Below are 23,465 nucleotides of genomic sequence, written 5' to 3'. Positions count from 1 at the left end.
TGCCGTCCGGAGCCGTGATCGAGCCCGAGACAGGGATGGGACGAGAGGCGAGTCTAGTCGACACAGCGCGGAAGACCAACCGGCAGGGGGTGGGATCACCCACACCCTGCCGCGCGGCTCAGCCTTCGACGGGGCTCACGGAGCCGGTGGTCCACGGCGCGGTGGGGGCGTCCGGGTCCATGGTCCGCGGCTGCGAGGGCGCGCCTTCGCGGTTCTGCCTGCGCATCCCGCGCCCGAGGGCCCGATTCATGACCGCGGACAGCGAGCGCACGCGCTCCGAGCCCTGGATCTCCTCGAGCAGCACGCGTCGGCCCTCGTCGTCGGCCAGCGGGATGCGCCAGTTGGGGTGCTGCTCGCCGGTCGTGCCGGGCTGGTTCTGCACGCGGCGCTCGCCCACGGCGTCGACGAGCTGGACACAGTGCAGCAGCGACGGCGCCAGTCCCAGGTAGGCGTGCAGTGCCTCGACGGTCTGCTGCTCGCTCGCCTCCTCGGGCAGCAGGCCCTCGGCCCCGACGGCGTCGAGCCAGCGCTGCAGCGTCTGCTGAGCCTCGGCTCGCTCCTGCTCGACGGGCCGCTCGAGCAGTCCGAGCTCATCGCGCAGGTCCACCTGGACGCCCTGGAGGTAGCCGGCGGTCGGCGGGAAGTCGTGCGTGCCCACCGAGGCCATGGTCTCCACGCGGTAGTCGCGAGGGTCCTTGGGGCCGTCGCCCTCGGTCTCGAACCACAGCACCGAGGTGCCGAGCACGCCGCGGGCCGCCAGCTCCTCGCGCACCCAGGGCTCCACCGTGCCGAGGTCCTCGCCGACCACGACGACGCCCGCGCGCTGGGCCTCGAGCGCCAGGATGCCGAGCATGGCCTCGTGGTCGTAGTAGACATAGGCGCCCTCGGAGGCCCTGTTGCCCTCCGGGATCCACCACAGCCGGAACAGGCCCATGATGTGGTCGATCCGGATGCCGCCCGCGTGGCGGAAGATCCCGCGCAGCATCTCCCGCCACGGGCGGTAGCCGGCCTCCGCCAGACGGAACGGATGCCACGGCGGCTGGCTCCAGTCCTGACCCTGCTGGTTGTACATGTCGGCGGGAGCGCCCACGGAGACTCCCCGAGCCAGAGACCGGTTCAGCGACCAGGCATCGGCCCCGTCCTTGGACACTCCCACGGCCAGGTCATGCATCACGCCGATCGCCATGCCCGCCGAGTCCGCAGCGTGCTGGGCGCTGGCAAGCTGCTCGTCGAGCAGCCACTGCAGCCAGATGTGGAAGTGGACGCGGCTCTGCAGGCGCGTGCGGGCCTCGACGGCGTACGGCGAGTCCGGACCGGCGGCCTCGTCCTCCCACAGCGGCGAGTCCTTTCCGATCTCCTCTCGGATCGCGCACCACAGCGCGAAGTCCTGCAGCTGCTGCCCGCCCTCGGCGGCGAAGCGGCGCAGCTGCTGCTGGCGCTGTGCTGAGCGGCGGACGGTGTAGAGCAGCTCCAGCGCCTTCAGCTTGGCGGCGTAGACGGAGTCCCGCTCGACGTCGTCGACCTCGAGTATCCTGCGCCGCTGGATGGCATCCAGCGTCTGGACGACCTCGGCGTCGCCGGGACGGAGGTAGACGATCTCGGGGATGCCCGCGATGCGCAGATACAGCGGGTTGAAGAACCTCCGGGTCACCGGCAGGTAGGGCGAGGCCTCCAGCGGGGGCACCGGCTCGGAGGCGTGCAGGGGGTTGATCAGGATGTAGTCCGCGCCCTGCTCGCCGCCGATCGCGGCCAAGCCCGCGAGGTCGTTGAGATCGCCCACGCCCCAGGTCCGGTTCGAGGCCACGGAGTAGAGCTGCACGGCCCAGCCCCAGCGGCGCTTGTCCTGCAGCCGATCGGTGGTGGACAGGCGGGCGGGCGTCACCGCCAGCTCGACCTCAGTGGGCACCCCGTGATCGATCTCCGGGGCGCTGGCGCGCAGCTCGTACCACTCCGGGGCCAGATCGGAGGGGATGCGGTAGAGGATGCGATCGACCGGGCACCCGTCGATCTCCCGGGTGCTCAGGCTTCCGGGCACGGCCTCGAGGGGCCGGGTCCGCTCTCCCGCGAAGAGCTCCACGGTGGGCTCGCTGCCGGAGGGGACGTGCACGGGGAAGGAGTCGTCGCGGCCTTCGACGGCGATCACCACCGGCGGCAGGAGCCTGCGCCAGGGGGCGTCCAGGTGCTCCTGCAGGGAGTCCAGCGCGGCCCGCTCGGAGGAGACATCGAGATCCAGGGCCGTGAGCACCGAGCTCAGCGTGGCGTCCGGGACCTGCGCCTCCTGGCCGTCGAAGCCCTCGTAGCTGGTGCTCACGCCCAGCTGCTCGGCCAGGCGCCGCAGCGTCTGCCCGGACGGACTGCCGCCGGTGCTGGTGGGTCCTGTGGAAGTGCTCAAGCGCTCCTGGGGTTGATCCATGCCGCCATCGTATCGGTCGGCTCCATCGTCCCGACGAGTCGACCCTCACACCGCCGACGAGCCCTCGTCGCGCGCGGCGAGGGCTCGTCGGAGTCGGGTCAGCGGTTCCAGAGGCCGTAGGTCGCGGCGAGATCCGAGACCTTGCGGGCGCGGGCCAGGCGCGGCAGGTAGCTGCCGTCCATGGTCCCGGGCATGCCGGACTCGTGCTCGTGGAGCAGCTCGCGGGCCCAGGCGATCTCCTGCTCCGAGGGCGCCAGTCCGGAGTTGATCGCCTCGGTCTGAGCCGGATCCAGGGTCAGCTTGCCGGTCATGCCCATGGACTGGGTCACGCGGCAGGCCTCGTCGAGCTGCTCGCCGGAGGCGCCGGGGGTCGGGCCGTCGATCGGGCCGGGCAGACCGCCCACGCGGGAGGCCACCACCAGGGTCGAGCGGGCATGGGCCAGGGCCATGGGGTCGCCGGAGGCACCGGTGTCGCGGCGGAAATCGCCCACGCCGAAGGCCAGGCGGAAGACGCCCGGGGCCCGGGCGATGTCATTCGCGTTCACCAGGCCCAGCGCAGACTCGATGAGCGCGATGACCGGGGTGCCGGCCGGCATCATCATGGCGGTGCGCGTGATGTGATCGGACGACTCGGTCTTGGCCAGCATGATCCCGCGGAGGTTGCGCGCCCCGGACAGCGCATCCAGGTCCGCCTGCCAGTGCTCGGAGTGGATGTCGTTGATCCGCACCCACGCGCCCGCGCCCTGGTTCAGCGCCTCGACGACATCGGCCCGCCCCTGCTCCTTCTGCCCCTCGGGCAGGCCGTCCTCGATATCGAAGATGACGGAGTCGGCCTCCGAGGCCAGCGCCGGGACGAAGGCCGAGGGATCGCCGGCTCCGACCAGGAGCACGGAGCGGGAGAGCCGGGCCGGCAGAGCGGCGGCTCGCTGATTGCGGTACGGGGTCACGGAATCATCCTTCAGGGGAGTGGGGGCGGCCCGGCGGCGGGGGCGGGGCCTGCGCGGCAGCCGGGCGGGTCTCGACCCACCAGCGTACCGCCGTCGCCCCAGCCGGGCCGGTCCGCTGAGCGCAGGTCGCGCCACGGGGTCGGCGCCCGGGCTCAGACCGCCAGGGGCGTGTGCGCCGGATCCACGCGCTCGTCGGGGCGCACGGGTCCGGGGGCGGTCCCGTCGCCGAACGGGCTGCCGCCCAGCGCCTCGCGGCCGTGGGGCTCGAGCCAGTTCTCCAGCGACGGCCCGACCGGAACGATCTGCGTGGGGTTCAGGTCCTCGTGGACGATGTAGTAGTGCTCCTTGATCTGCTGGAAGTCGACGGTGTCGCCGAATCCGGGGGTCGTGAACAGATCGCGGGCGTAGGCCCACAGGTTGGGCATCTCGGACAGCTTGTTGCGCGAGGCCTTGAAGTGGCCGTGGTAGACGGGATCGAAGCGCACCAGGGTCGTGAACAGGCGGACGTCCGCCTCCGTGATGTGATCGCCCATCAGGTAGCGCCGGTCCGCCAGCCGCTCCTCGAGCCAGTCCATGGCGGTCCACAGCCGGTCGTAGGCCTTCTCGTAGGCCTCCTGCGAGCCGGCGAAGCCCGCGCGGTACACCCCGTTGTTGACCTCGGTGTAGATCCGCTTCATGACCGCCCGCATCTCGTCCTCGAGCTCAGCCGGCCACAGGTCCGGGGCGCCCTCGCGATGATGAGCCGTCCACTGCTTGGCGAAGTCCTCCGTGATCTGCGGGAAGTCGTTGGTCACGACCCCACCGGTCTCGATGTCCACGATCGCCGGCACCGTGATGCCGCGGGGGTAGTCGGGGAATCGGGCGAAGTAGGCCTCCTGCAGCCGCTCGATGCCCAGCACCGGGTCCTTCCCGCCCTCGTCGAGGTCGAAGCGCCACGAGCGGACGTCGTGGGTGGGCCCCGGGAGCCCGACCGAGATGGCATCCTCGAGCCCGAGCAGGCGGCGCACGATCAGCGTGCGGTTGGCCCACGGGCAGGCGCGCGCGGCGACCAGGCGGTAGCGCCCCGCCTCGACCGGCCAGGCCTGCGCCCCCTCGTTCAGCCGCGCCGACGACGGGTCCGCCACGATCCGGTCCTCGATGTAGTTGGCGTCCCGGTCGAACTCCTCGCCCTGGTGCACGTAGGCGCCCTTGGTGCTGTGCTCGGTGCCTGCTGTCGTCAGCTCGCTCATGGCTCTCCTCCATCGTGGTGCGCTTGCGGCCCCGAGCCCCGCGCTGCGGCGGGGCCGGTGACCCGTTCCTGGTTTAGATGATACGTCACCAAAAGAGATCCGGCCAGTGCCCATGACCCGCCTCACGACCGAGGACGCTCGCGCATCCCGTACGATCCCGCCAGACGCCCCCCCCACGGGCGGCGGGAACACCCCGACACCCCCACCGTCACCCGACCCGCTGCGCGCGGGCCAGAGGGAGAGCACCCCGTGAGCCAGAGACTTCGCGTCGACATCGTGCGGACGGAGGCGCAGCTGCAGGAGTTCATCGACCTGCCCTGGCAGCTGCACCCGGCCCACCTGCACATGCCGATCATGGAGGAGACGATCCGCAGCTGGTTCCACGGCTCCGCGGATCACCCGGGGCGCATCGACCTGGTCCTGGTCCGCGACCAGGAAGGGGCCGCGCGGGCTCGCTCGACCGTGCACACCCACGACGCCTTCGAGCAGCGTCTGGGCACGCCGACCCTGTTCTTCGGGGCCACCGAGTTCGCAGATCACGCCTGCCTCGAGACGCTGACCGCCTGGGCCGCCGAGCGCGGGCGGTCCATGGGCAAGCAGCAGCTGCTCGGCCCGGTGGCCCTGGACGGGCAGGAGCGCTGCGGCGTGATCACCAGCGGCTTCTCCCAGCCGACGTTCATGGACCAGCCCTGGAACCCGAGCCGCGTCCCGGACAGCTTCGAGGCCCTGGGCTTCGAGCGCTGGACCGAGGGTGCGACCTGGAGCGTGGACCTGACCCGCGCGCCGCTGCGCCGCCCCGAGGCGGCCGAGCTCGACGCCCGCGGTGTGGAGCTCGTGCAGCTGCGCCGCCGCGACGTGGACGGCATCCTGCCGGAGATCGCCGCCGCAGTGAACGAGGCCATGGGCCGCCAGCACTACTTCACACCCATGGACGAGCAGCAGTTCGCCGCCTCGGTCAAGGACCTGTCGATCATGCTGGATCTGGAGATCGTGGGACTGCTGCGCGATCGGGCCACCGGGCGGATCGCCTCGCACTTCATCTGCATCCCGAACATCTCGCCCGCGGTGCGCGAGGCGCGCGGCCGGATGCGCCTGTGGGACCAGGCCAAGCTGCTGGTGCGCAACCGGCGCTACCGCCGCGAGGCCCTGCTGCTGGTCCAGGGCACGCGCGCGGAGCACGAGGGCCAGGGCCTGCTGTCGATGCTCAGCCAGGAGGTCATGTCCCGCCTGCGCGAGAAGGGGTATCGCCGGCTGCTGGTGACCTTCATCGTGGAGGAGAACCGCGGCTCGTCGCGCCAGTTCGAGCGGATGGGCGGGGCCCCGCTGCACGGCACCACCTTCTACCGAAGGGATCTCACCGGGACCCGCGAGGCTCCGGTCGTATCCTGAAGACGGGTCAGATCTGCCGCAGATCCGCGGGCGGATCAGAACCACCAGGAGGTGATCCCGTGACCGAGCGCCCCGATCCGGCCGAGGACTCCGTGCAAGCGCCGTCGACAGACGAGCGCACCGTCCGCGCGCGACGCCGGGCTGTGCGCGGGATCTCTCTGGCCATGATCAGCCTGGGCCTGCTGCTGTGCGCTTCGCTCTCCACAACCGGCCGGAGCCTCCTGGGAGCCCTGGGCCTGCTGCCTGCGGTGCTGGGTGCTGCGGGATTCCTGGCCGTGGGCATGGGCGTGCCTGCAGGGCTGCGCCTGCCCGCTCGCGAGCACCGCCGCGGCCGCGCGCTATGGCTGCTGCCCTCCGCGGTGCTTGCCCTGGCCCTCGTCTTCCTGGGCGCAGCCTTCTGGGCCGACGGCACCGCCCCGGAGTCCGGCTCCCCCTGGACGATCGTCTGGCTGGTCAGCGCAGCCACCCTGGTCACCTTCGCCGGACTGAGCTTCGGACTCGTGGCGGCCTCCCGCCTCACCATCCACGATGACGATGACGCCCCGCTGCGCCGTGTGGAATGGGCCGAGGAGTATCCCGAGCGCTTCGAGGATCGTCCGCACCGGCACCCCGACGACGGCTACGACTCCTCCTGGATCCGCGGCCAGCGACGCTGAAGAGCATCCTGCCCCCGGGTGTGCGAACGGGCCCTGCCGCTTGGGGGATCAGCAGGGCCCGTTCTGGCGTCCGCATCGGGGGAACGGGACGCACCATCGCACGCGGGAATCATCCGAGAACACATACGGGGGACGTCCTCGGGCCGATACGCGCGACACCCCCCAATATAGGGGACACCTCAGTTCACTGACAAGACATCGACTAATCATGTTTCTCCGCACGTCGGGCGGAGTCGCAGAAGCCCCCCGGGCGCACCTGGATCGGTGCCTCCCGAGGGCTCGTGCGATGCGACGCCGGCCAGCGGGAGCTCCCCCCCTGGCCGGCGTCGCGGGATCAGCGGAGGCTGATCACTTGGTCTCGCCCTCGCGGGCCAGGACGTAGTCGTAGATCGCCATCTCGCCGGGGGCGTTCGGGTTGTCCTGCGGATCCAGCATGAGCTCGGGCTTCACGGCGCCGGCGATGTCATCCTCGTTATGGACGTCGCCCGGGAAGTAGAGCTGCTGGGTGACCAGCTGGTAGCCCGGAGCGTGGACCTTGATGTGGATGTGGGCCGGACGCCAGGCGTGCCAGCCGGCAGCGGCGATCAGCTGACCGCAGGCGCCGTCGGTGGGGATCTGGTACGGCGCCGGGCGCATGGTGTGGATCTCGAAGTGGCCGTTCTCATCGGCGGCCACAGTGCCGCGGAACAGCCACTTGGGCAGCTCCGGGGCGTACTGCGAGTAGAAACCCTGGGCATCGGCATGCCAGATCTCGACGGTCGCATCCTTGATCGGGTTGCCCGCGGTGTCGGTGAAGTCGCCCTGGAACACGAAGGGGGTGCCCGCCTCGTCCTCGCGCATCTCCAGCGTGGCCGGGGTCTGCATCTGCGGGGCGTTCGGAACGTAGTACGGGCCCTCGATCGTGCCGACGACGCCCGGACGGTCCTGGGAGTTGATGTCCTCAATGGTGTGCTCGAGCCACACGTCGAGGAACAGCGGCCACTCGCCGTCCGAGCCGACCTTGATGAGCCAGGCCTTGAACGCGTTGAACTCCTCGTACGTGGCGCTGTGCTTCACGGCGATCTCGTTCAGGGCGTCGACCAGGTCCGAGGCGATCGCGTTGACGCGCTCGACCGGGACGTCCAGGCCGGAGAGCTTGCCGGACTCGGCGAAGCGCTGGGTGGCGAGCGAGCCGGCCTCGACGGCTGTGCCCTCGTGCTCCTTGCGGGTTTCAGTCATGTCGACCTCCACATAGTTCGGATTGCCGACGCGAGCACGCCGCCCATGGCTGCGCCGCGTCGATGCGGAGCCGTCCCCGCCGCCGGCTGTCAACCGCGGCGCCCCAGTCCACGGGCCCGGAGGGCCAGCGGACATCCTGCCGGGACGAGGGATCCGGCCGCACATGTGATGTGCAATACAGCCAAGACTAGTTCGCTCATTGCTCACATCACAAATATCAATCATGTCGTTTATCTTCTCGAATCAGCACATGCGAACCCCTTGCCCCCCACTAGGCATTCCCCTGATGTGAGCGTCGTCACCGAGCCCCAGACTTGGTTCATCACCGATGCACGCCGCATTCCCGCAGACCGCATCGTGGGAAGCGCGAGCCGCGCACCCGTCCCAGGGCACGTCCGGGACGGTCCGGTCGACACTCCATGAGGAGCCATGACTGAGAACCTGAGCCATCTGCACGAGGTCATCGACAACGCCGTCATCGACGACCGCGAGAACGGCGTGATCCGCGCCAAGCGCGAGATCTTCACCGACGAAGAGGTCTTCGAGCTCGAGATGAAGTACATCTTCGAGGGGAACTGGGTCTATCTGGCCCACGAGTCGCAGATCCCGAACGTCGGCGACTACTACACGACCAACATCGGCCGCACCCCCGTCGTGATCACCCGGGACAAGGACGAGCAGCTGCACTGCATCATCAACGCCTGCGCGCACCGCGGCGCCATGCTGTGCCGCCGCAAGACGGACAACCGCACCACGTTCACCTGCCCGTTCCACGGCTGGACGTTCCGCAACAGCGGCGAGCTGCTCAAGGTCAAGGACGGGCGCAACGGCGCCTACCCGGAGGGCTTCAACAAGGAGGGCTCGCACGACCTCACCAAGGTCGCGCGCTTCGAGTCCTACCGCGGCTTCCTGTTCGGCTCGCTGAACCCGGACGTCAAGCCCCTCGAGGAGCACCTGGGCGATGCCACCAAGGTCATCGACTCGATCGTCAACCAGTCCCCGGACGGCCTCGAGGTCCTGCGCGGCGCCTCCACCTACACCTACGACGGCAACTGGAAGGTCCAGGCGGAGAACGGCGCCGACGGCTACCACGTGACCTCGGTGCACTGGAACTACGCCGCGACCACCTCGCGCCGCTCCTCGGGCGACTCCACCAACACCACCAAGGCCATGGACGCCGGCAAGTGGGCAAGCAGAAGGGCGGCTTCTACTCCTTCGAGCACGGCCACCTGCTGCTGTGGCAGGAGTGGGGCAACCCGCAGTCCGTGATCGAGCTGCTCCAGGAGGTCCCCTCGGAGCAATGGCACGGCTGGCTGCCGAAGCTGCCTCCGTCGCGGCGCACGCGCGCCCGGGTGGCCTCCCAGCTGCGTCGAGCCTCTCCCGAGCTGCTGCGCATGGCCGAAGCCGTCTCCGTGCTGGGGCAGGACGCGCCACTGCAGCAGGTGGCCGCTCTCGCGCAGCTGTCCCACTTCCTGCCCGTCGTCGACGAGGGCCACGCCGCCGGGCTGCTTCGCCTGAGCATGGACCGGCAGCCCTCCGCGGTGCACTTCGTGGAGCCCAGCGCGACCGCCGCCGTCTACGAGCAGATCGCCCCCACCCGCCGCTTCGCCCTGCACCGGGCTGCCGCGGAGGTCGTGGCCGATGAGGGCGCGCGGCTGGGCCACCTGGTCGCGGCCTCTCCCGGTCCACAGGAGCTGCTGGCCCTGCAGCTGGTCGCCTATGCCGAGCGCCAGGCGGCCGACGGCTGCTGGTCGGAGGTCGCCTCAGCCATGCTCTCGGCCTCTCGGCTCTCTCTGGGCCGCCGCGACGGCGACCTGCGGCTGCTGCGCGGGGTCGACGCCCTGATCGGCGCCGGCGACATCACCCAGGCCGCGAGCCTGGTCAGCGTGGTCGAGTCCATGCCGCCGTCTCCCCTGCGCGCCTTTGTGCTGGGCTACCTGGCCGTCGTCATGGGGCGGCGCTCGACGGCGGCGGCGCAGCTGGCCATGGCCTGGCGCACGGTGCGCGAGGACCTGGATCCCAGCGCCGGAGCGCGCATCGCTCTGCGGCACACGCTGCACGCCCTGGCCGACTGGGACGGCGAGGGCATCGTCACCTGGGGCGAGCGCACAGCTGAGCTCGCCGAGGCGCCGCATCACAGCAGCGTCGAGGCCCGCGCCATGTACGGCCTGGGGCTGTTCGCCTCGCGGCGCCTGGACGAGGCCGAGCGGCCGTACCTCGATGATCTGGGCACGACCGTGGGCAACGCCCAGGAGCAGCGGCTGCTCATGGGCTACGCCTGGCTGGCCCTGCGCACCGACGATGTGGAGACGGCCCGCCTGCGCTTCGAGGAGGCTGTGCCCACCGAGTACCGCGGCGGATCGCTGCGCATCTCCCTGTGGGCCGAGTCCTGGCTGGCACGCTGCCGGCTGATCCTGGGCGACTGGGACGCCGCGGCCGCCACGATCGCCCATGCCTCCGTGCGCCTCGAGTCCTCGGGCATGCGCCTGATGCGGCCTCTGCTGTACTGGACCGCCGCCGAGCTCAACGCCATGCGAGGCGACTGGGACCGTACAGAGCACTTCCTGTCCCTGACGGTCGTGCCGACCGACGGCTACCGCAGCATGATGGTCCCGGCGGCACTGGCCCGAGCGCGCTACCACGAGGCCCGGGCGGACTACGAGCCCGCGCTGGAGGCCCTGCGCCCGCTGCGCACGGCTGATCCGGTCACCGCTGGCCGCGAGCCGTTCTGGTCCTTGCAGGACACCCTGGTGAACTCGCTGGTCATGACCGATCAGCTCGACGAGGCCCAGGGATTCCTGGACGAGCTCAAGTCGGTCGCCCCCTCCTCGCCCTTCCCGGCCGACGCCGCCCGCATGGCGTGGGCGGAGGGGAGGCTGCTGGCCGCGCGCGGAGAGGTCGACGCCTCCCAGGAGCTCTTCGATCGGGCGCTGGACGCGCTGCGCTCGAGGCGCCGTCCCTATCTCGAGGCCCGGGTGCGCTTCGCCTACGGGCAGAGCATGCGGCGGGCCGGCAAGCGGCGGCTGGCCTCGCGCGTGCTGCGCTCGGCCCGCGAGCTCTACGCCTCCCTGGGCGCCCAGACCTACGTGTCCCGATGCGACCGGGAGCTGAAGGCCGCCGGGGCCAACGCCCTCGTGCCGGCCGCCGAGCAGACCGGCTCGGACGGGCTCTCCGATCTGCGCAGGCAGGGCCCCGACGCCCTGCACGTCGGCTCCGAGGCCGTGCAGCTGACCGCCCAGGAGCAGGCCGTCGCCCAGTTCGTGGCCGAAGGGTCGACCAACAAGGAGGTCGCCCAGGCGCTGTTCATCGCGGAGAAGACGGTGCAGTTCCACCTGACCCGCATCTACGCCAAGTTCGGGGTGCGCTCGCGCAGCGAGCTGGCGGCCGTCTACGCCAGGGAGGGCATGGGCTCGACCGGCGGCTGAGGGCGCAGCAGCCCTGCGAGGGCCGCAGCGGCCCTCGCAGGGCCGAGCGACTCAGCGGTCGCGGTGCGCGGCCAGCTTCTCCAGATCGGGCTCGGTGCCCACGCCCGGGACGTCGGGGACCATGATCTTCCCGTCGGCGATCGTCAGCGGCCTGGCGATGAGGTCATCGGCCATGTCCAGGTAGTTGGACAGCTCGCCCGCCCGGCGGTGGGTGTGCTCGAACGCCGCACCGAACACGACGGAGGCGACCGAGCCGATCTGCGTGTCGATCTGGTTGCCCACGTAGACGTCCACGCCGGCCGCCTGGGCGAAGCCCACGATCTTGGCGGACTCGGTGAACCCGGTGCGCGCGGTCTTCACGCACAGCAGGTTCGCTCCCCCGGTCAGGATCTCGCGCGCGGCCTCGCCCATGTTGGGCGCGGACTCGTCGGCGGCGATCGGGATCGCGGACTTCTCCACGAGCCGACGACGGCCCAGCACCTCGCGGGCGTCGTCCGGCTCCTCCAGGAAGCTCAGCCCGAGATCCGCGGTGCGGCGAAGGACCTCTGCAGCCTCATGGGCGCTCCAGCCGCGGTTCGAGTCCATGTAGATCTCGGTGTCCTCGCCCAGGCCCTCGCGCAGCACGCAGGCGGCCTCCACGTCCAGCGACAGCGGACGGCGGCCGGTCTTGAGCTTGAACGTGTCGATGCCGTAGGTCTCGCGGAACTCGAGGGCCAAGTCGAGCAGCTCCTGCGCGGGCTTGAAGCCGAGCATGTGCGAGACGCGCATGTGATCCGAGAATCCGCCGAGCAGCTCGGTGACGGGTCGGCCCAGGATCTTGCCGAGGCAGTCCCACAGGGCGATGTCCACCGCGCCCTTGGCGGTCTCGTTGTGGATCGTCCGCGCCATGACGGCCTGGGTCTTCTCCCGGTCGAAGACCGAGAGCCCCTCCAGCTGCGGGGCGAAGATGTCCTCGATCACGGCCACGATCGACTTCTGCGTCTCCCCGTACGTGTACGGCCGCGGCGGGGTGTCCGCCCAGCCGACGACCCCGTCCGAGGTCTCGATGCGCACCAGCACGTGATTGGCCTCGTGGACGGCCCCGGAGGCGAAATGCAGAGGGGTGGAGTACGGGATCGTGTAGGGGATCGCCTCGATCTTTGCGATCTGCATCAGGGCATCGGCCTTTCGACGGGGTCGCGACCCGGCTGGTCCTCGGATTCTGGTTCATCGGCCAGCTCGGTGACCAGCTGGATGAAGTTGGACAGCAGCACCGAGCGGTCCTCGCGCCGCCAGGCGACCGCCAGCTCCGCGTGCGGGGAGTCCTCGAGCTCGCGGTAGCGCACGCCGCGCAGCTGGACGCTGCGCACGCTGGCGGGCATCAGCGCCACGCCGCCGCCTGCGGCCACGAAGGACAGGATCGTGGAGGTCTCCTGGGCCATCTGCGAGACGCGGTGCTGGAATCCGGCCTCGCGGCACAGGTCCGCGGTCATCCGGTACATCACGGACTCCGGCGGGTAGGTCACGAAGCGCTGCTCGGTCAGCTCGACCATCGACAGCGGCCGGTCCGAGGCCAGCGGGCTGTGCGTGGGCAGCGCGACCACGAGCGGCTCGCGGTTGATGATGCGGAAGTCGATCTCCGGGCTGGAGACCGGGGGGCGCAGGATCGCGGCGTCGAGCGTGTGCTCGAGCAGCCCGCGCTCCATGGCCGGGGTCAGCATCTCGCCGTGCAGGTCCAGGGTCAGCCCGGGGTACGCCGTGCCGGCCGCGCGCACGATCCGGGGCATGACGCTGTACGTCGAGGCTCCGGAGAAGCCCACGTGCAGCACGCCCGTGGCGCCCTGGCCGACCTGGTAGACGTCCGCCTGCAGCGCCTCGACGTCGTTGAGGATGCTGCGCCCGCGCTCGAGCATCAGCGCCCCGGCCGCGGTGAGGTCCACGCGGCGGGTGGTGCGGTCGAAGAGCTTGACGCCCAGCTGCTCCTCGAACTGGCGGATCTGCTGCGACAGCGGCGGCTGGGCGATGTGCAGCCGCTTGGCCGCGCGCCCGAAGTGGCGCTCCTCCGCGACGGCGATGAAGTAGGTGAGCTGGCGCAGTTCCATGGACGCGGCCTAGCTGCGACGGGCCAGGTCGACGCCCAGCTGCTCGAGCTGCTGGCGGACCTCGCGGCGCTGGATCTTGCCGAGCATGGTGCGCGGCAGCTCGTCGAGCTCGATGATCCGTCGGGGCACCTTGTAGCGGGTGACCTTGCCATAGCAGTGCTCGCGCAGCCGGGCTTCGTCGAACGTGCGGTCCGGGGAGGTCACCACGGCGGCCACCACGACCTCCGAGCCGTCCTCGCCCCGCAGCCCCACGACGGCGGCCTCCGCGACGTCCTCAGCAGTGGTCAGCGCGTGCTCGACCTCGGTCGGCGCCACGTTGAAGCCGCCGGTGATGATCAGCTCCTTCAGCCGGTCGACCACGCGCAGGAAGCCGTCGTCGTCCACCGCGACGATGTCGCCGGTGCGCAGCCAGCCGTCCTGCAGGATCTCGGCGGTCTCAGCGGGGCGCTTCCAGTAGCCCTGGAAGACCTGCGGGCCGCGCACCCACAGCTCGCCGGGCTCTCCCACGGGGGTGTCCTCGAGGGTCTCGGGATCTACGGTGCGGATGTCGGTCGACGGGAACGGGATGCCGATCGAGCCGGTGCGGCGGGTGTCGTTGAGCGGGTTGCAGGCCACCAGCGGAGAGCACTCGGTGAGCCCGTAGCCCTCGATCAGCATGCCGTCGGTGTGCGCCTCCCACTCCTCGACCAGATGATGCGGCAGCGCCATGGCCCCGGAGACGCCCACGGTGATGCCCTCCAGGGAGCGGCCCTTCTCATCGGCCAGCTCCATGACCTTCTGGTAGATCGGCGGCACGGCCGGCAGCACCGTGGCCGGGGTGCGCTTCATGGCGCCCACGATCAGATCCGCGCGCGGCGTGGGGAACAGCACCAGGGTGGCCCCCAGCGACATGGCGAAGGTCATGCCCAGGGTCATGCCGAAGACGTGGAACAGAGGCAGAGCCCCGTAGACGACTTCGTCGGAGCCGGTGTGCAGCCACTCGCGGCCCATCACGGCGTTGGACTCGAGGTTGCGATGGCTGAGCATCACGCCCTTGGGCCGGCCCGTGGTCCCCGAGGTGTACTGGATGATCGCGAGGTCCTCCGCGCCCGGGCGGGGGTGGTCGTGGGCCAGGGGCCCGTGGGAGAGCAGCTGCTTCCAGTCCGTGGCCCCGGAGGCCGGGGCAGTGAGCGCCGCGCGCTGCTGCCTGAGGCGGCGCACGGGCAGGCGAAGGGCTGTGCGCATGGGCAGCGGCATGGACCGGGTGATGTCGACGGAGATGATGCTCTCCACGGCCACATCGCCGGGGAGGCTGCGAACGGTCTCGACCGTCTTGTCCCAGACCACCGCGACCTTGGCGCCGTGGTCCTCGAACTGGTGGCGCAGCTCGGCGGCGGTGTAGAGCGGGTTGTGCTCCACCGCGATCGCGCCCAGTCGCATCACGGCGTAGAAGGCGACGATGTGCTGCGGGCAGTTGGGCAGCACGAGGGCCACCCTGTCGCCGCGGCCCACCCCGAGCCGGCGCAGCCCCTCTGCGGCGCGCTCGACCTCGGCGCCCAGGCGGGAGTACTTCCAGCGAGCTCCGAAGAACTCGAGGGCCACGCGCTGCGAGTTGACCGCCACGGAGCGCTCGAGCATATGGATCAGCGAGGTCTCGGGCAGGTCGATGTCATGGGCGACGCCGTCGTCGTAGGAGGCGGTCCACGGCCGGGTCGCGAGGAGCTCCCGCGAGGATCCTGGGGTGGCCGCCGGGTCATCTGTCTGCTCAGGCATGAGATCGAGGATACCGTCCGGGCTGTGCGCGCACCGGCTGCGGTCCCGAGATCGAGCCGGGGTCCTCCGCAGGACGGGCGGGCGGGCGACCGAGTCGGCGATTCTCAAGTCATATTCATGGACAGTTGGGAACGAATCCTCTTCGACGACCTCGCGCTGGACTACACTGAGGCAAGTCCATACGCCGGAGACCGCGCCTGTTCGGGGCAGACGCGCGCTCCGTCTCGGGGGCCACACCTGCCTGAGAGGTCATCAGTCCGTCACCCGGACAGACCCTCAGGCCGTCCGATTCCGTCAACCTCCCAGAGGTGTCACATGCCGTCCACGCTCGTCGCCGTCGTCGATGACCACGAGGTCGTCCGCGAGGGCATCCGTCTCGTCTCCATGACCTCCCAGGCGGACGTCAAGCTGGTGGGCTCGGCCTCGACCGTCCCCGGCCTGATCGACCAGCTCGGCCGCGACCCGGAGAACACCGCGCTGACCGCCCCGGGCGCCAAGCGCATCGAGTGCGACGTCGTGCTGCTGGACCTCTCGCTCACGGACCGCTCGCGCCCGTCCGAGAACGTCGAGCGCCTGCGCGAGGCCGGCATGAAGGTGCTGATCTTCTCCATCGGGGAGAACGCCGCCCTGATCCGAGAGGCCCTGCGCGCCGGTGCCCTCGGGCTGGTGCGCAAGTCCGAGCCGCTCGAGCACGCGATCGAAGAGGCCCGCAACATCGCCGACGGCAAGCCGGTGATCACCAAGGAGCTGGCGGCCGCGATCGACGGCGACATCGAGTTCGCCCGCGCCAACCTCTCGCCGCGCGAGCAGGAGACGCTGCGCCTGTACGCCTCGGGCTTCGCCCAGGTGCAGGTGGCCCGCCGCATGGGCATCAAGCAGTCCGCCGTGAAGACCAACATCGACCGCATCCGCGAGAAGTACGCGCGCATCGGCCGCCCTGCCCCCACCAAGATCGATCTGCGCATCCGCGCGATCGAGGACGGACTGGTGGAGCCCGAGGCCGATGTGAACAACGTCGAGATCCGCCGCTGAGCAGCCCGCTCGTCCTGCTGACCGGGGACGACGCGCACCCATGATCCACGCCGCCGAGCCGTCCTCCCAGGACTTCAAGCGCTATCACGGCAGGGCCCTGCGCTCGCGGCTGCCCTCGCCGGTCTCGGCCGGCACCATGGGTCCGAACGTCTACCGTCTGCAGTGGTCGGCGCAGCTGTGCGCGGCGGCCGCGATGTTCGCCAGCGGCCTGGCCGCGCTGCCCTCGGTGAGCGCGCTCACCGGGGCGCCCGCGCTGCTGAGCACCCTGTTCTTCGCCGGGCTGCAGGTCTGCGCGGGCATGCTGTTCTACTTCGGCGCACGGCGCCGTGTGGTCACCTGGCCCTCCACGGCCGCCGTCGTCCTGATCATGCTCTGCTACACCTCGCTGGCCCCGATCTGGGCACCGGCCTCCGAGATCTCTCCCCCGTGGCTGTCGTTCCTGCTCGTCCTCGCGGCGGGGCTCACCGCGATGACCTGGGGAGCGATCGCCTCGCTGGCCGTGATCGGATGGGCGGTGCTGTGCCTGGGGATCTACGTCCTGCAGATGCCGCTGGGCTATCCGCTGCAGTCGGAGATCATCCAGAGCGGGGTCGACTGCCTCTATGCGATCCTGCTCGCGATCGCGGTCTCGCTGACCCTGCGCGCCGCCGATCACGCCGACACCGACTACAGCACGGCGATCGCCCATGCCACCGCGCTGCGCCGCTCGCGCACGCAGTCGGATGAGCAGGAGCGCCTGGACCGGCTGATCCACGACAACGTCATGGCGGCGCTGCTGGACGCCTCACGGGCCCCGGGCGCCGTCTCCAAGCGCACTCGAGAGCTGGCCATGCGTGCCCTGAGCGTCCTGGAGTTCGAGGAGAAGCGGGCCACCGGAACCGCCACGACCTACGTGCACACGCTGATGGACGACCTCCTCGACGCCCTCACCCCGTGGCGCTCGCGCGTGCGCTTCAACGTCCTCGTCCCCGACATCAGGCCCATGGGCCACACCCGTGCCTTCATGCCCTCGGACACGGCCCAGGCCCTGATCCACGCGGTGACCGAGGCGGTCTCCAACAGCGCACGGCACTCCGGCGTGGCCACCACCTTCGTGACCATGGACGGAGGGGCCTGCCCTCCCACGGCGCTGAACCCCTTCGGCTTCTACCTCTCCTTCGAGGTCCTCGACCGCGGCAAGGGGTTCCAGATGCGCTCCATGGATTCCCGGCGCCTCGGCGTGCGGGTCTCGATCATCGGCAATGTCGAGAACGCGGGGGGCCGGGTCGACGTCGCCTCCGCCCCGCACCGCGGGACGCGCATCCAGATCCTGTGGCCCAGCGATGCCCATCCGTCGGACTAGGCGCCGCAGCGCCAGGTACCGCGCAGACGTCGACGTCGGGCTGCGCAGCCGCCTGCTGGACCTCGTGGGCCAGTGGGTCGCACGGCTCACGGCGGAGGGCCGGGCCCAGAGCTCCGTGCTGTTCTTCGGCTCGCTGCTGGCCTTCCTGATCCCGTCGCTGATCGCGGGGCTGCCGCTGCTGCAGTTGCTCCAGCATCCGCAGCTGCAGCTGATCTCCGGCGTGCCGTACATGATCGCGGTCCTGCTCGTGATCGCCCCAGGGCGGCGCCGGCTCGACGAGCTTCCCGTCATCACCGCCGTAGTGGCCATGATCTCGTGCCTGGCGCTGACCCACGACTCCGACCCCGAGCGGCTGCCGCTGCTGTCGCAGCACTGGGGGTACCAGGGGCTGCACCTGTTCCCGGTCGCCCTGGCCGTTCGCCAGCGCACGGCGTGGGCCTGGGGGACGGTGTTCATCGCGACCGCCCTCGGTGCGACCTTCGGCGCTCGCTCCGAGCACGGCATGCTCATGGGCATGGCGCCCATGGCCACGGTCGCCGGCACCCTGGTCGTCGCCATCCTGATCATCACGGAGATCGAGCGGCTCGTGGATCGCCGCCGCGAGGCCCGGGCGCTGGGGGCATCGGCGCGGACCGATGACGACGCCGAGCAGGATACCGTCAACGCCTCGATCCGGCGCATGCACGAGGTCCGACGTGTCGTCGGCCCCGCGCTCGAGCGGATCGCCTACGACTCGAGCCCCGTGGACGACGAGGAGATCCGCCGCTTCCGGGTCCTCGAGGCCCACCTGCGCGATTCCATCCGCGGTCGGTCGATCTCGACCCCGGAGCTGCACGAGGCGGCCCGCCGAGCCCGCGAGCGCGGCGTCTCCGTGGACATCCTCGACGAGCGCGGCTCCGTCCTGCCCGAGCGCGTGCTGCGGATCGTGGGCCGGCAGTCCGCCGCGGTGCTGGACGCCGCGCAGGCGGGCTCGGTGACGATCCGCGCGTTCCCCGCGGATGACCAGACCGCCGTGCTGATCGTGCACGACCCGGGCGACGACGACGAGGACGCGATCGCCCTGGAGATCGCCCAGGGAACCGGTGAGATCTCCGAGTTCTGAGCCCTTGGGCACCAGGCTCCACAGCACCCGGATCAGCGGAGATGGGGGCCGCAGCTGCACAGTCCGGTCCTCGGGCCCCGATGCTGCTGCGAGCATCGCCGTAGCGTGCCGCCATGCCCACCGCCGAAGCCGCCCACTGCTCCTCAGATGCGCCGTCCTGCACCGACCGTCCGCGCGCCGACCCGTCCGTCCTGCTGAGCCCCGTGCTGTGCGCCGACGGTCGGCTGCGCTGCCCGTGGGCGCTGTCCACCCCGGATGTCCTGGACGATCACGACACCTCGTGGGGCATCCGCCCGCAGCTGCGCTCCGAGTGGTTCCGGGCGCTGAGCCTCGAGATCCTGCAGGCCGGGCTGGCCCCGGGCGCCTCGGTGTCGCGGCTGCCCGCGCTCGAGGAGGTCTTCAGCTGCTTCGACCCGCGGATCGTGGCCGGTCTCGATGACGACGCCGTGGACGAGCTGCTGCTGGACCGTCGGCTGATCCGCAATCGCGCCAAGCTCACCGCTGTGGTGGTCGCCGCCCGCGCCGTTCGCAGCTGGTCCGGCGAGGACTGGCAGCGGGAACTGGAGCCGGCCGAGGGGACGGATCACGTCCAGGCGGTCGCAGGTCGCCTGCGCGAGCACGGGCTCGTGCACGCCGGCCCCGGCACGATCGCCCGGCTGCTGGCCCGCACCGGGATGACCCCCGGCCACCTCGACGGCTGCTTCCGCTGCTGAAGGGGCCGCGAGCTCCTGTGCGCATGCCTCGGCCCCGGCAGCGAGGCGCGCCGACCGGGGCCTTCCGCAGGGGTGCTCGTCAGGCCGTGAGGGGGTTCAGTCGAGCAGCAGCGCGGGCTCCTCGAGGATGCGGGCCACGTCCGCCATGAAGCGCGCGGAGAGGTCGCCGTCGACCACACGGTGGTCGAACGATCCGCCGAGCGTGGTGATCCACCGCGGGATGATCTCCCCGTCCACGACCCACGGCTTCTGCTTGATGGTTCCGAAGGCCACGATCGCGACCTCACCGGGGTTGATGATCGGAGTGCCGATGTCGATCCCCAGGGAGCCGATGTTCGTGATCGACAGGGTGCCGTTCTGCATGTCGCCGGGCTGGGTGCGCCCGGCACGAGCCGTGGCCGTCAGCTCGTTGAGGGCGATCGCCAGCTCGCGCAGGCTCATGTCCTGGGCGTCCTTGATGTTCGGGACCATGAGCCCGCGCGGGGTCGCCGCGGCGATGCCCAGGTTCATGTAGCGCTTGATCACGATCTCGCGGTCGGTCCAGGTCGCGTTGACCTGGGGGTTGCGCGCTGCGGCCCAGATGACGGCCCGGGCCAGCAGGAGCAGCGGGGTGACCTTCACTCCCTCGAAGTGATCGGAGGTCTTCAGCCGCTTCACGAACTCCATGGTCCGCGTGGCGTCGACATCCACGAAGATCGACACGTGCGGGGCCGAGAACGCGGACTTGACCATGTTCTGGGCGGTCAGCTTGCGCACGCCCTTGACCGGGATCCGCTGCGTCCGGTCCCCTGCCCCGGGGGCGTCCGAGGAGACCCAGAAGCCGTCGGGGCCGTCCGGGACCTCGCGCAGATGGGCGGCGTAGGCCAGCAGGTCTCGCTTGGTGACCTGTCCGGCCTCGCCCGTTCCGGAGACCTCCCGCAGGTCGATGCCCATCTCCTTGGCGGCCTTGCGGACGGGAGGCTTGGCCAAGGCCGGCTGGGAGGCCCGCGCCGGCTGCACTGCGACCGCGCCGCTTCCCGGGGCCGCGGCCTCCTCTCGGGAGCCGCCCCCGGCCAGGCGGGCCAGCCGGTCGCCGCGCGAGCCGGGCCCCTGCCCCAGGCCCGCTCGCGAGAGCAGGTCGGCGATGCCGTCGCCCAGCGAGGCCCTCCCGCCGGCGGGCTCGGCCGTGCTGCGGCCGCGCGAGGGCTCGGCCTGCTGAGCAGGGGCTTCCGGTCGGGTCGGCTCCGGGCGGGCGGGGCGGCGCGAGCGCTGCCTGCGCACGACCGGATCCGCCTTGGGACCCGACCCCACGAGCGGCTTCTGCTGCGGCTCCTCCTCCGCGCTGGAGGACTGCGCCGGCGCTTCCGGATCGCTCGAATCGGCGGCGGCATCGCCGCCTGCGCTGGTGGCGGAGTAGCCCGGATCCGGGCGCGAGCCCGGGGCCTCGGCGGAGTCGCCGATCGAGACCAGCCCTGCGCCGACCTCCAGGGTCTCGCCCTCCTGGGCGAGCAGCTCGAGGACGGCCCCCTCCCAGGGCGAGGGCAGCTCGACGAGCGACTTGGCGGTCTCGATCTCCACGAGGGGCTGATCGACGGAGACCTGGTCGCCGACGCGCACCTTCCAGGTGACGATCTCGGCTTCGGTGAGCCCCTCGCCGACATCGGGGAGGCGGAAGATCTGTGCCATGCGGGAATCCTTCGGAAGCGACGGTGCGGGGCGCGTGCGTGCGGTGAGCGGGTCCTAGTAGGCGAAGGCCCGGTCCATGCCGTCCAGGACGCGGTCCAGGTCCGGGACGTAGTCCGCCTCGACCCCGGCGGGCGGGTAGGGCATGTGGTAGCCGCCCACGCGGATCACGGGGGCTTCGAGGCTGTAGAAGCTGCGCTCCGTGATGCGCGCGGCGATCTCGGCCCCCAGCCCGGAGAAGACCGGGGCCTCGTGGGCCACGACCATGCGCCCCGTGCGCTGCACCGAGGCCTCGAGGGTCGCGAAGTCGATCGGCGACAGCGAGCGCAGGTCGATCACCTCGACCGAGCGGCCCTCCTGCGCGGCGGCCTCTGCGGCGGCCATGGCCACGGGCACCAGCGGACCCCACGCCACGAGGCTGAGCTCCGAGCCCTCGCGCAGCACCTGGGCACTGAAGGGATCGGCGGTGCTCGGGTTCTCGAGGTCGACCTCCCCCTTGAGCCAGTAGCGGCGCTTGGGCTCGAAGAAGATCACGGGATCGGGGCAGGCGATCGACTGCTGGATCATCCAGTAGGCGTCCTGCGGCGAGGACGGCGAGACGATGCGCAGCCCGGCAGTGTGCGAGAACTGGGCCTCGGGCGACTCGGAGTGGTGCTCGATCGAGCCCACGAGCCCGCCGTAGGGGATGCGGATGGTCACCGGGACGGTGACGTCGCCGTCGGTGCGGGCATGCATCTTGGCCAGCTGGGTCGTGATCTGGTTGTAGGCGGGGAAGGTGAAGCCGTCGAACTGGATCTCGCACACCGGGCGGTATCCGCGCATGGCCATCCCGGTGGCGGTGCCCACGATCCCAGCCTCGCCCAGAGGGGTGTCCAGCACCCGGTGCGCGCCGAACTCCCCCTTGAGCCCCTCGGTCACGCGGTACACCCCGCCCAGGGAGCCGATGTCCTCGCCCATGAGCAGGACCCGGGGGTCCTCCCCCATGGCCCGGCGCATGCCCATGGTCAGGGCCTTGGCCAGAGTGGCCCGGACGGTCGTGGGCCCGCCCGTGCGCGTCTGCTGCTCGCTCATGCCCTCTGCCCCTCCTGGCTCTGCCCTGCGTCTGCGCCCGGTCCGCCCTCGCCGTCCAGGAAGGAATCGGCGTAGTCGCGGTGCCAGGCCCGCTCCTCCTCCACGAGCGGGTGCGGCTGCGCGTAGACGACGTCGAAGCGATGGTCCAGCTCACCCGGATCGGAGCGCAGCAGCTCGGAGCGGACCTCCTTCAGCCACTGGTCGGTCTCCTCCTCCAGGTCCTGGAACCACTGCTCCTGCACGCCGAGCTCCGTCTCGAGCAGGGCGCGCATGCGCAGCAGGGGCTCCTTCTGCGCCCACTGCGCCTCCTCTGCGGAGAGGCGGTACTTGGTGGGGTCGTCTGCGGTGGTGTGCGCGCCCAGTCGGAAGGTCTCCGCCTCGATCAGCACGGGGCCGCGCCCCTCGCGGGCCTCGGCGGTCGCCCACCGGGTCACCGCCAGGACAGCCAGAGGGTCGTTGCCGTCGACCCGCACGCCCTCGAAGCCATAGCCGGCCGCCCGGGCCGCCAGGGGCACGCGGGACTGCGTGGAGAACGGCACCGAGATCGCCCACTGGTTGTTCTGCACGAAGAACACCACGGGGGCGTCGTAGGAGGCGGCGAAGACCATCGACTCGTGGATCTCGCCCTCGGTCGAGGCGCCGTCGCCGAAGTAGACGGTGACAGCACCGGGTTCCGGCGCGGGCTCCCCCGCCTCCTCGGCAAGCCGACGGTCCTGGACCATGCCCATGGCGTAGCCCACCGCGTGCGGGACCTGGGAGGCCAGCACCAGCGAGTAGACATGGGTCCGGGTCTCGGACGGCTTCCAGCCGGAGGCCGCGTGGCCCCGGAACTGCACCAGGACCCGCTCGGCCGGGACCCCGCGCTCCAGGACCACGGCATGCTCGCGGTAGGAGGGGAAGACGTAGTCGTTCTCGCCCTGGGCCAGCGCCGAGCCGACCTGGGCCGCCTCCTGGCCGCGCAGCGGGGGCCACAGGGCCATCTCGCCCTGGCGCTGCAGCGCAGTGGCCATCTCGTCCAGGCGGCGCGCCCGCACCATCGAGCGGTGCATCCGCTGCAGCGCCTCGGCATCGACGTCCTCGACCCAGCCCGAGAAGCGCTCGTCGTGCTGGCGGACGCCGTTCTCGTCGAGCAGGCGGACCACGGGCATGGTCGCGGCCACGGCCGCGGGGTGCGCTCCGGTGCCGGCGCTCGCACGGGCGTCATGGGGATCCGCGACGAGCGCTTCCGGCGATCCGTCCGGGGCCACGTCGGCGGCGACCTCGACGGCCGGCGCGGCCTGCGCCGTCTGCGCGGACGACTGCTCAGCGCTGGGCTGCTCCTGATCGGGTCCCCGCTCCGGGACCTCGTCGGCCTGCGCCATGGGACACCTCCAGGTGTGGTTCACGCGGTGGCACGGCCCCGGGCCGTCCGGCCCGGCAGCTCATGCCTGCGT

The 23,465-nt window shown here is 71.1% G+C and carries 18 protein-coding genes; 8 read left to right on the top strand and 10 right to left on the bottom strand.

Annotated elements, in window-relative coordinates:
* Positions 1-118 precede the first annotated feature (118 nt).
* The 3 genes from malQ to RF645_RS11405 form a co-directional block, all read right to left on the bottom strand.
* On the bottom strand, positions 119-2,392 hold the full coding sequence (gene malQ / locus RF645_RS11415) for a 4-alpha-glucanotransferase (protein WP_368819107.1): 2,274 nt from the start codon (positions 2,390-2,392) through the stop codon (positions 119-121).
* A gap of 119 nt (positions 2,393-2,511) precedes the next feature.
* The gene (locus tag RF645_RS11410) at positions 2,512-3,360 is read right to left on the bottom strand and encodes a CoA ester lyase (RefSeq protein WP_006213879.1); all 849 of its coding nucleotides are present in this window, start codon (positions 3,358-3,360) and stop codon (positions 2,512-2,514) included.
* Positions 3,361-3,512: 152 nt separating this feature from the next.
* Complete coding sequence (locus RF645_RS11405; protein WP_006213880.1) at positions 3,513-4,589, bottom strand: glutathione S-transferase family protein; 1,077 nt, start codon at positions 4,587-4,589, stop codon at positions 3,513-3,515.
* Between the two features lie 249 nt (positions 4,590-4,838).
* Here RF645_RS11405 and RF645_RS11400 point away from each other — a divergent pair, with 249 nt between their 5' ends.
* Together RF645_RS11400 and RF645_RS11395 are read left to right on the top strand one after the other, a co-directional pair.
* Positions 4,839-5,978, top strand: coding sequence for a hypothetical protein (locus RF645_RS11400; RefSeq protein WP_137801850.1), 1,140 nt, complete (start codon positions 4,839-4,841; stop codon positions 5,976-5,978).
* A 59-nt stretch (positions 5,979-6,037) separates the two neighbouring features.
* Positions 6,038-6,634 (top strand): hypothetical protein, encoded by a 597-nt coding sequence (locus RF645_RS11395; RefSeq protein ID WP_137801851.1) that lies wholly within the window; start codon positions 6,038-6,040, stop codon positions 6,632-6,634.
* A gap of 348 nt (positions 6,635-6,982) precedes the next feature.
* Here RF645_RS11395 and catA read toward each other — a convergent pair whose 3' ends face one another.
* Positions 6,983-7,852, bottom strand: a complete 870-nt coding sequence (gene catA / locus RF645_RS11390; protein WP_368819106.1) for a catechol 1,2-dioxygenase — start codon at positions 7,850-7,852, stop codon at positions 6,983-6,985.
* Positions 7,853-8,281: 429 nt separating this feature from the next.
* Between catA and RF645_RS11385 the strand changes: the two genes are divergently transcribed.
* Together RF645_RS11385 and RF645_RS11380 are read left to right on the top strand one after the other, a co-directional pair.
* The gene (locus tag RF645_RS11385; RefSeq protein WP_368819105.1) at positions 8,282-9,121 is read left to right on the top strand and encodes a Rieske 2Fe-2S domain-containing protein; all 840 of its coding nucleotides are present in this window, start codon (positions 8,282-8,284) and stop codon (positions 9,119-9,121) included.
* Entirely contained in the window at positions 9,037-11,277 is a 2,241-nt protein-coding gene (locus tag RF645_RS11380) for a LuxR C-terminal-related transcriptional regulator (RefSeq protein ID WP_368819104.1), read from the top strand. Before RF645_RS11385 ends, RF645_RS11380 begins: the two co-directional genes overlap by 85 nt.
* A 51-nt stretch (positions 11,278-11,328) precedes the next feature.
* Here the strand turns inward: RF645_RS11380 and RF645_RS11375 are convergent, their stop codons facing one another.
* From RF645_RS11375 to RF645_RS11365, 3 genes are read right to left on the bottom strand one after another with little or no spacing between them, the layout of a single operon-like run.
* Positions 11,329-12,429 carry a mandelate racemase/muconate lactonizing enzyme family protein gene (locus RF645_RS11375; protein ID WP_368819103.1) on the bottom strand — a complete coding sequence of 367 codons (1,101 nt, stop codon included), beginning with the start codon at positions 12,427-12,429 and terminating at the stop codon, positions 11,329-11,331.
* Positions 12,429-13,358, bottom strand: coding sequence for a LysR family transcriptional regulator (locus RF645_RS11370; RefSeq protein WP_006213893.1), 930 nt, complete (start codon positions 13,356-13,358; stop codon positions 12,429-12,431). The genes RF645_RS11375 and RF645_RS11370 overlap by 1 nt, the downstream gene beginning before the upstream one ends.
* A gap of 9 nt (positions 13,359-13,367) precedes the next feature.
* A complete protein-coding gene (locus RF645_RS11365; protein ID WP_368819102.1) occupies positions 13,368-15,110 on the bottom strand; it encodes a long-chain-fatty-acid--CoA ligase in 1,743 nt (580 codons plus the stop codon).
* Positions 15,111-15,425: 315 nt separating this feature from the next.
* Here RF645_RS11365 and RF645_RS11360 point away from each other — a divergent pair, with 315 nt between their 5' ends.
* The 4 genes from RF645_RS11360 (at position 15,426) to RF645_RS11345 (ending at position 19,299) form a co-directional block, all read left to right on the top strand.
* Complete coding sequence (locus tag RF645_RS11360; protein ID WP_006213896.1) at positions 15,426-16,142, top strand: response regulator transcription factor; 717 nt, start codon at positions 15,426-15,428, stop codon at positions 16,140-16,142.
* Positions 16,143-16,182: 40 nt separating this feature from the next.
* Positions 16,183-17,484, top strand: a complete 1,302-nt coding sequence (locus RF645_RS11355) for a sensor histidine kinase (protein WP_368819101.1) — start codon at positions 16,183-16,185, stop codon at positions 17,482-17,484.
* Positions 17,465-18,586 carry a hypothetical protein gene (locus RF645_RS11350; RefSeq protein WP_368819100.1) on the top strand — a complete coding sequence of 374 codons (1,122 nt, stop codon included), beginning with the start codon at positions 17,465-17,467 and terminating at the stop codon, positions 18,584-18,586. Before RF645_RS11355 ends, RF645_RS11350 begins: the two co-directional genes overlap by 20 nt.
* Positions 18,587-18,699: 113 nt before the next feature.
* Positions 18,700-19,299 (top strand): DNA-3-methyladenine glycosylase I, encoded by a 600-nt coding sequence (locus tag RF645_RS11345; RefSeq protein WP_006213901.1) that lies wholly within the window; start codon positions 18,700-18,702, stop codon positions 19,297-19,299.
* Positions 19,300-19,395: 96 nt separating this feature from the next.
* On the opposite strand, the gene RF645_RS11340 is transcribed toward RF645_RS11345, so the two are convergent.
* Genes RF645_RS11340 through RF645_RS11330 form a run of 3 tightly spaced genes read right to left on the bottom strand, consistent with a single transcriptional unit; the run spans position 19,396 to position 23,393 of the window.
* Positions 19,396-20,964, bottom strand: coding sequence for a 2-oxo acid dehydrogenase subunit E2 (locus RF645_RS11340; protein ID WP_006213902.1), 1,569 nt, complete (start codon positions 20,962-20,964; stop codon positions 19,396-19,398).
* 54 nt (positions 20,965-21,018) lie between these two features.
* Positions 21,019-22,032 (bottom strand): alpha-ketoacid dehydrogenase subunit beta, encoded by a 1,014-nt coding sequence (locus tag RF645_RS11335; RefSeq protein WP_006213903.1) that lies wholly within the window; start codon positions 22,030-22,032, stop codon positions 21,019-21,021.
* A complete protein-coding gene (locus RF645_RS11330) occupies positions 22,029-23,393 on the bottom strand; it encodes a thiamine pyrophosphate-dependent enzyme (RefSeq protein WP_006213905.1) in 1,365 nt (454 codons plus the stop codon). The genes RF645_RS11335 and RF645_RS11330 overlap by 4 nt, the downstream gene beginning before the upstream one ends.
* Between the last annotated feature and the right edge of the window lie 72 nt (positions 23,394-23,465).

The sequence above is a fragment of the Kocuria sp. CPCC 205260 genome, from assembly GCF_040981045.1.
Classification (GTDB): Bacteria; Actinomycetota; Actinomycetes; order Actinomycetales; family Micrococcaceae; genus Kocuria; species Kocuria palustris.
Note: the sequence above shows the minus strand (reverse complement) of the source record. Positions and strands in the feature narration are given on the sequence as shown.

Bases quoted from the DNA above. Each gene is read 5' to 3' on its own strand.
- RF645_RS11350 (WP_368819100.1), top strand. From the start codon at position 17,465: ATGCCCATCCGTCGGACTAGGCGCCGCAGCGCCAGGTACCGCGCAGAC.
- catA (WP_368819106.1), bottom strand. From the start codon at position 7,852: ATGACTGAAACCCGCAAGGAGCACGAGGGCACAGCCGTCGAGGCCGGC.
- RF645_RS11345 (WP_006213901.1), top strand. From the start codon at position 18,700: ATGCCCACCGCCGAAGCCGCCCACTGCTCCTCAGATGCGCCGTCCTGC.
- RF645_RS11335 (WP_006213903.1), bottom strand. From the start codon at position 22,032: ATGAGCGAGCAGCAGACGCGCACGGGCGGGCCCACGACCGTCCGGGCC.
- RF645_RS11330 (WP_006213905.1), bottom strand. From the start codon at position 23,393: ATGGCGCAGGCCGACGAGGTCCCGGAGCGGGGACCCGATCAGGAGCAG.
- RF645_RS11355 (WP_368819101.1), top strand. From the start codon at position 16,183: ATGATCCACGCCGCCGAGCCGTCCTCCCAGGACTTCAAGCGCTATCAC.
- RF645_RS11370 (WP_006213893.1), bottom strand. From the start codon at position 13,358: ATGGAACTGCGCCAGCTCACCTACTTCATCGCCGTCGCGGAGGAGCGC.
- RF645_RS11340 (WP_006213902.1), bottom strand. From the start codon at position 20,964: ATGGCACAGATCTTCCGCCTCCCCGATGTCGGCGAGGGGCTCACCGAA.
- RF645_RS11360 (WP_006213896.1), top strand. From the start codon at position 15,426: ATGCCGTCCACGCTCGTCGCCGTCGTCGATGACCACGAGGTCGTCCGC.
- RF645_RS11375 (WP_368819103.1), bottom strand. From the start codon at position 12,429: ATGCAGATCGCAAAGATCGAGGCGATCCCCTACACGATCCCGTACTCC.
- RF645_RS11365 (WP_368819102.1), bottom strand. From the start codon at position 15,110: ATGCCTGAGCAGACAGATGACCCGGCGGCCACCCCAGGATCCTCGCGG.
- RF645_RS11405 (WP_006213880.1), bottom strand. From the start codon at position 4,589: ATGAGCGAGCTGACGACAGCAGGCACCGAGCACAGCACCAAGGGCGCC.
- RF645_RS11385 (WP_368819105.1), top strand. From the start codon at position 8,282: ATGACTGAGAACCTGAGCCATCTGCACGAGGTCATCGACAACGCCGTC.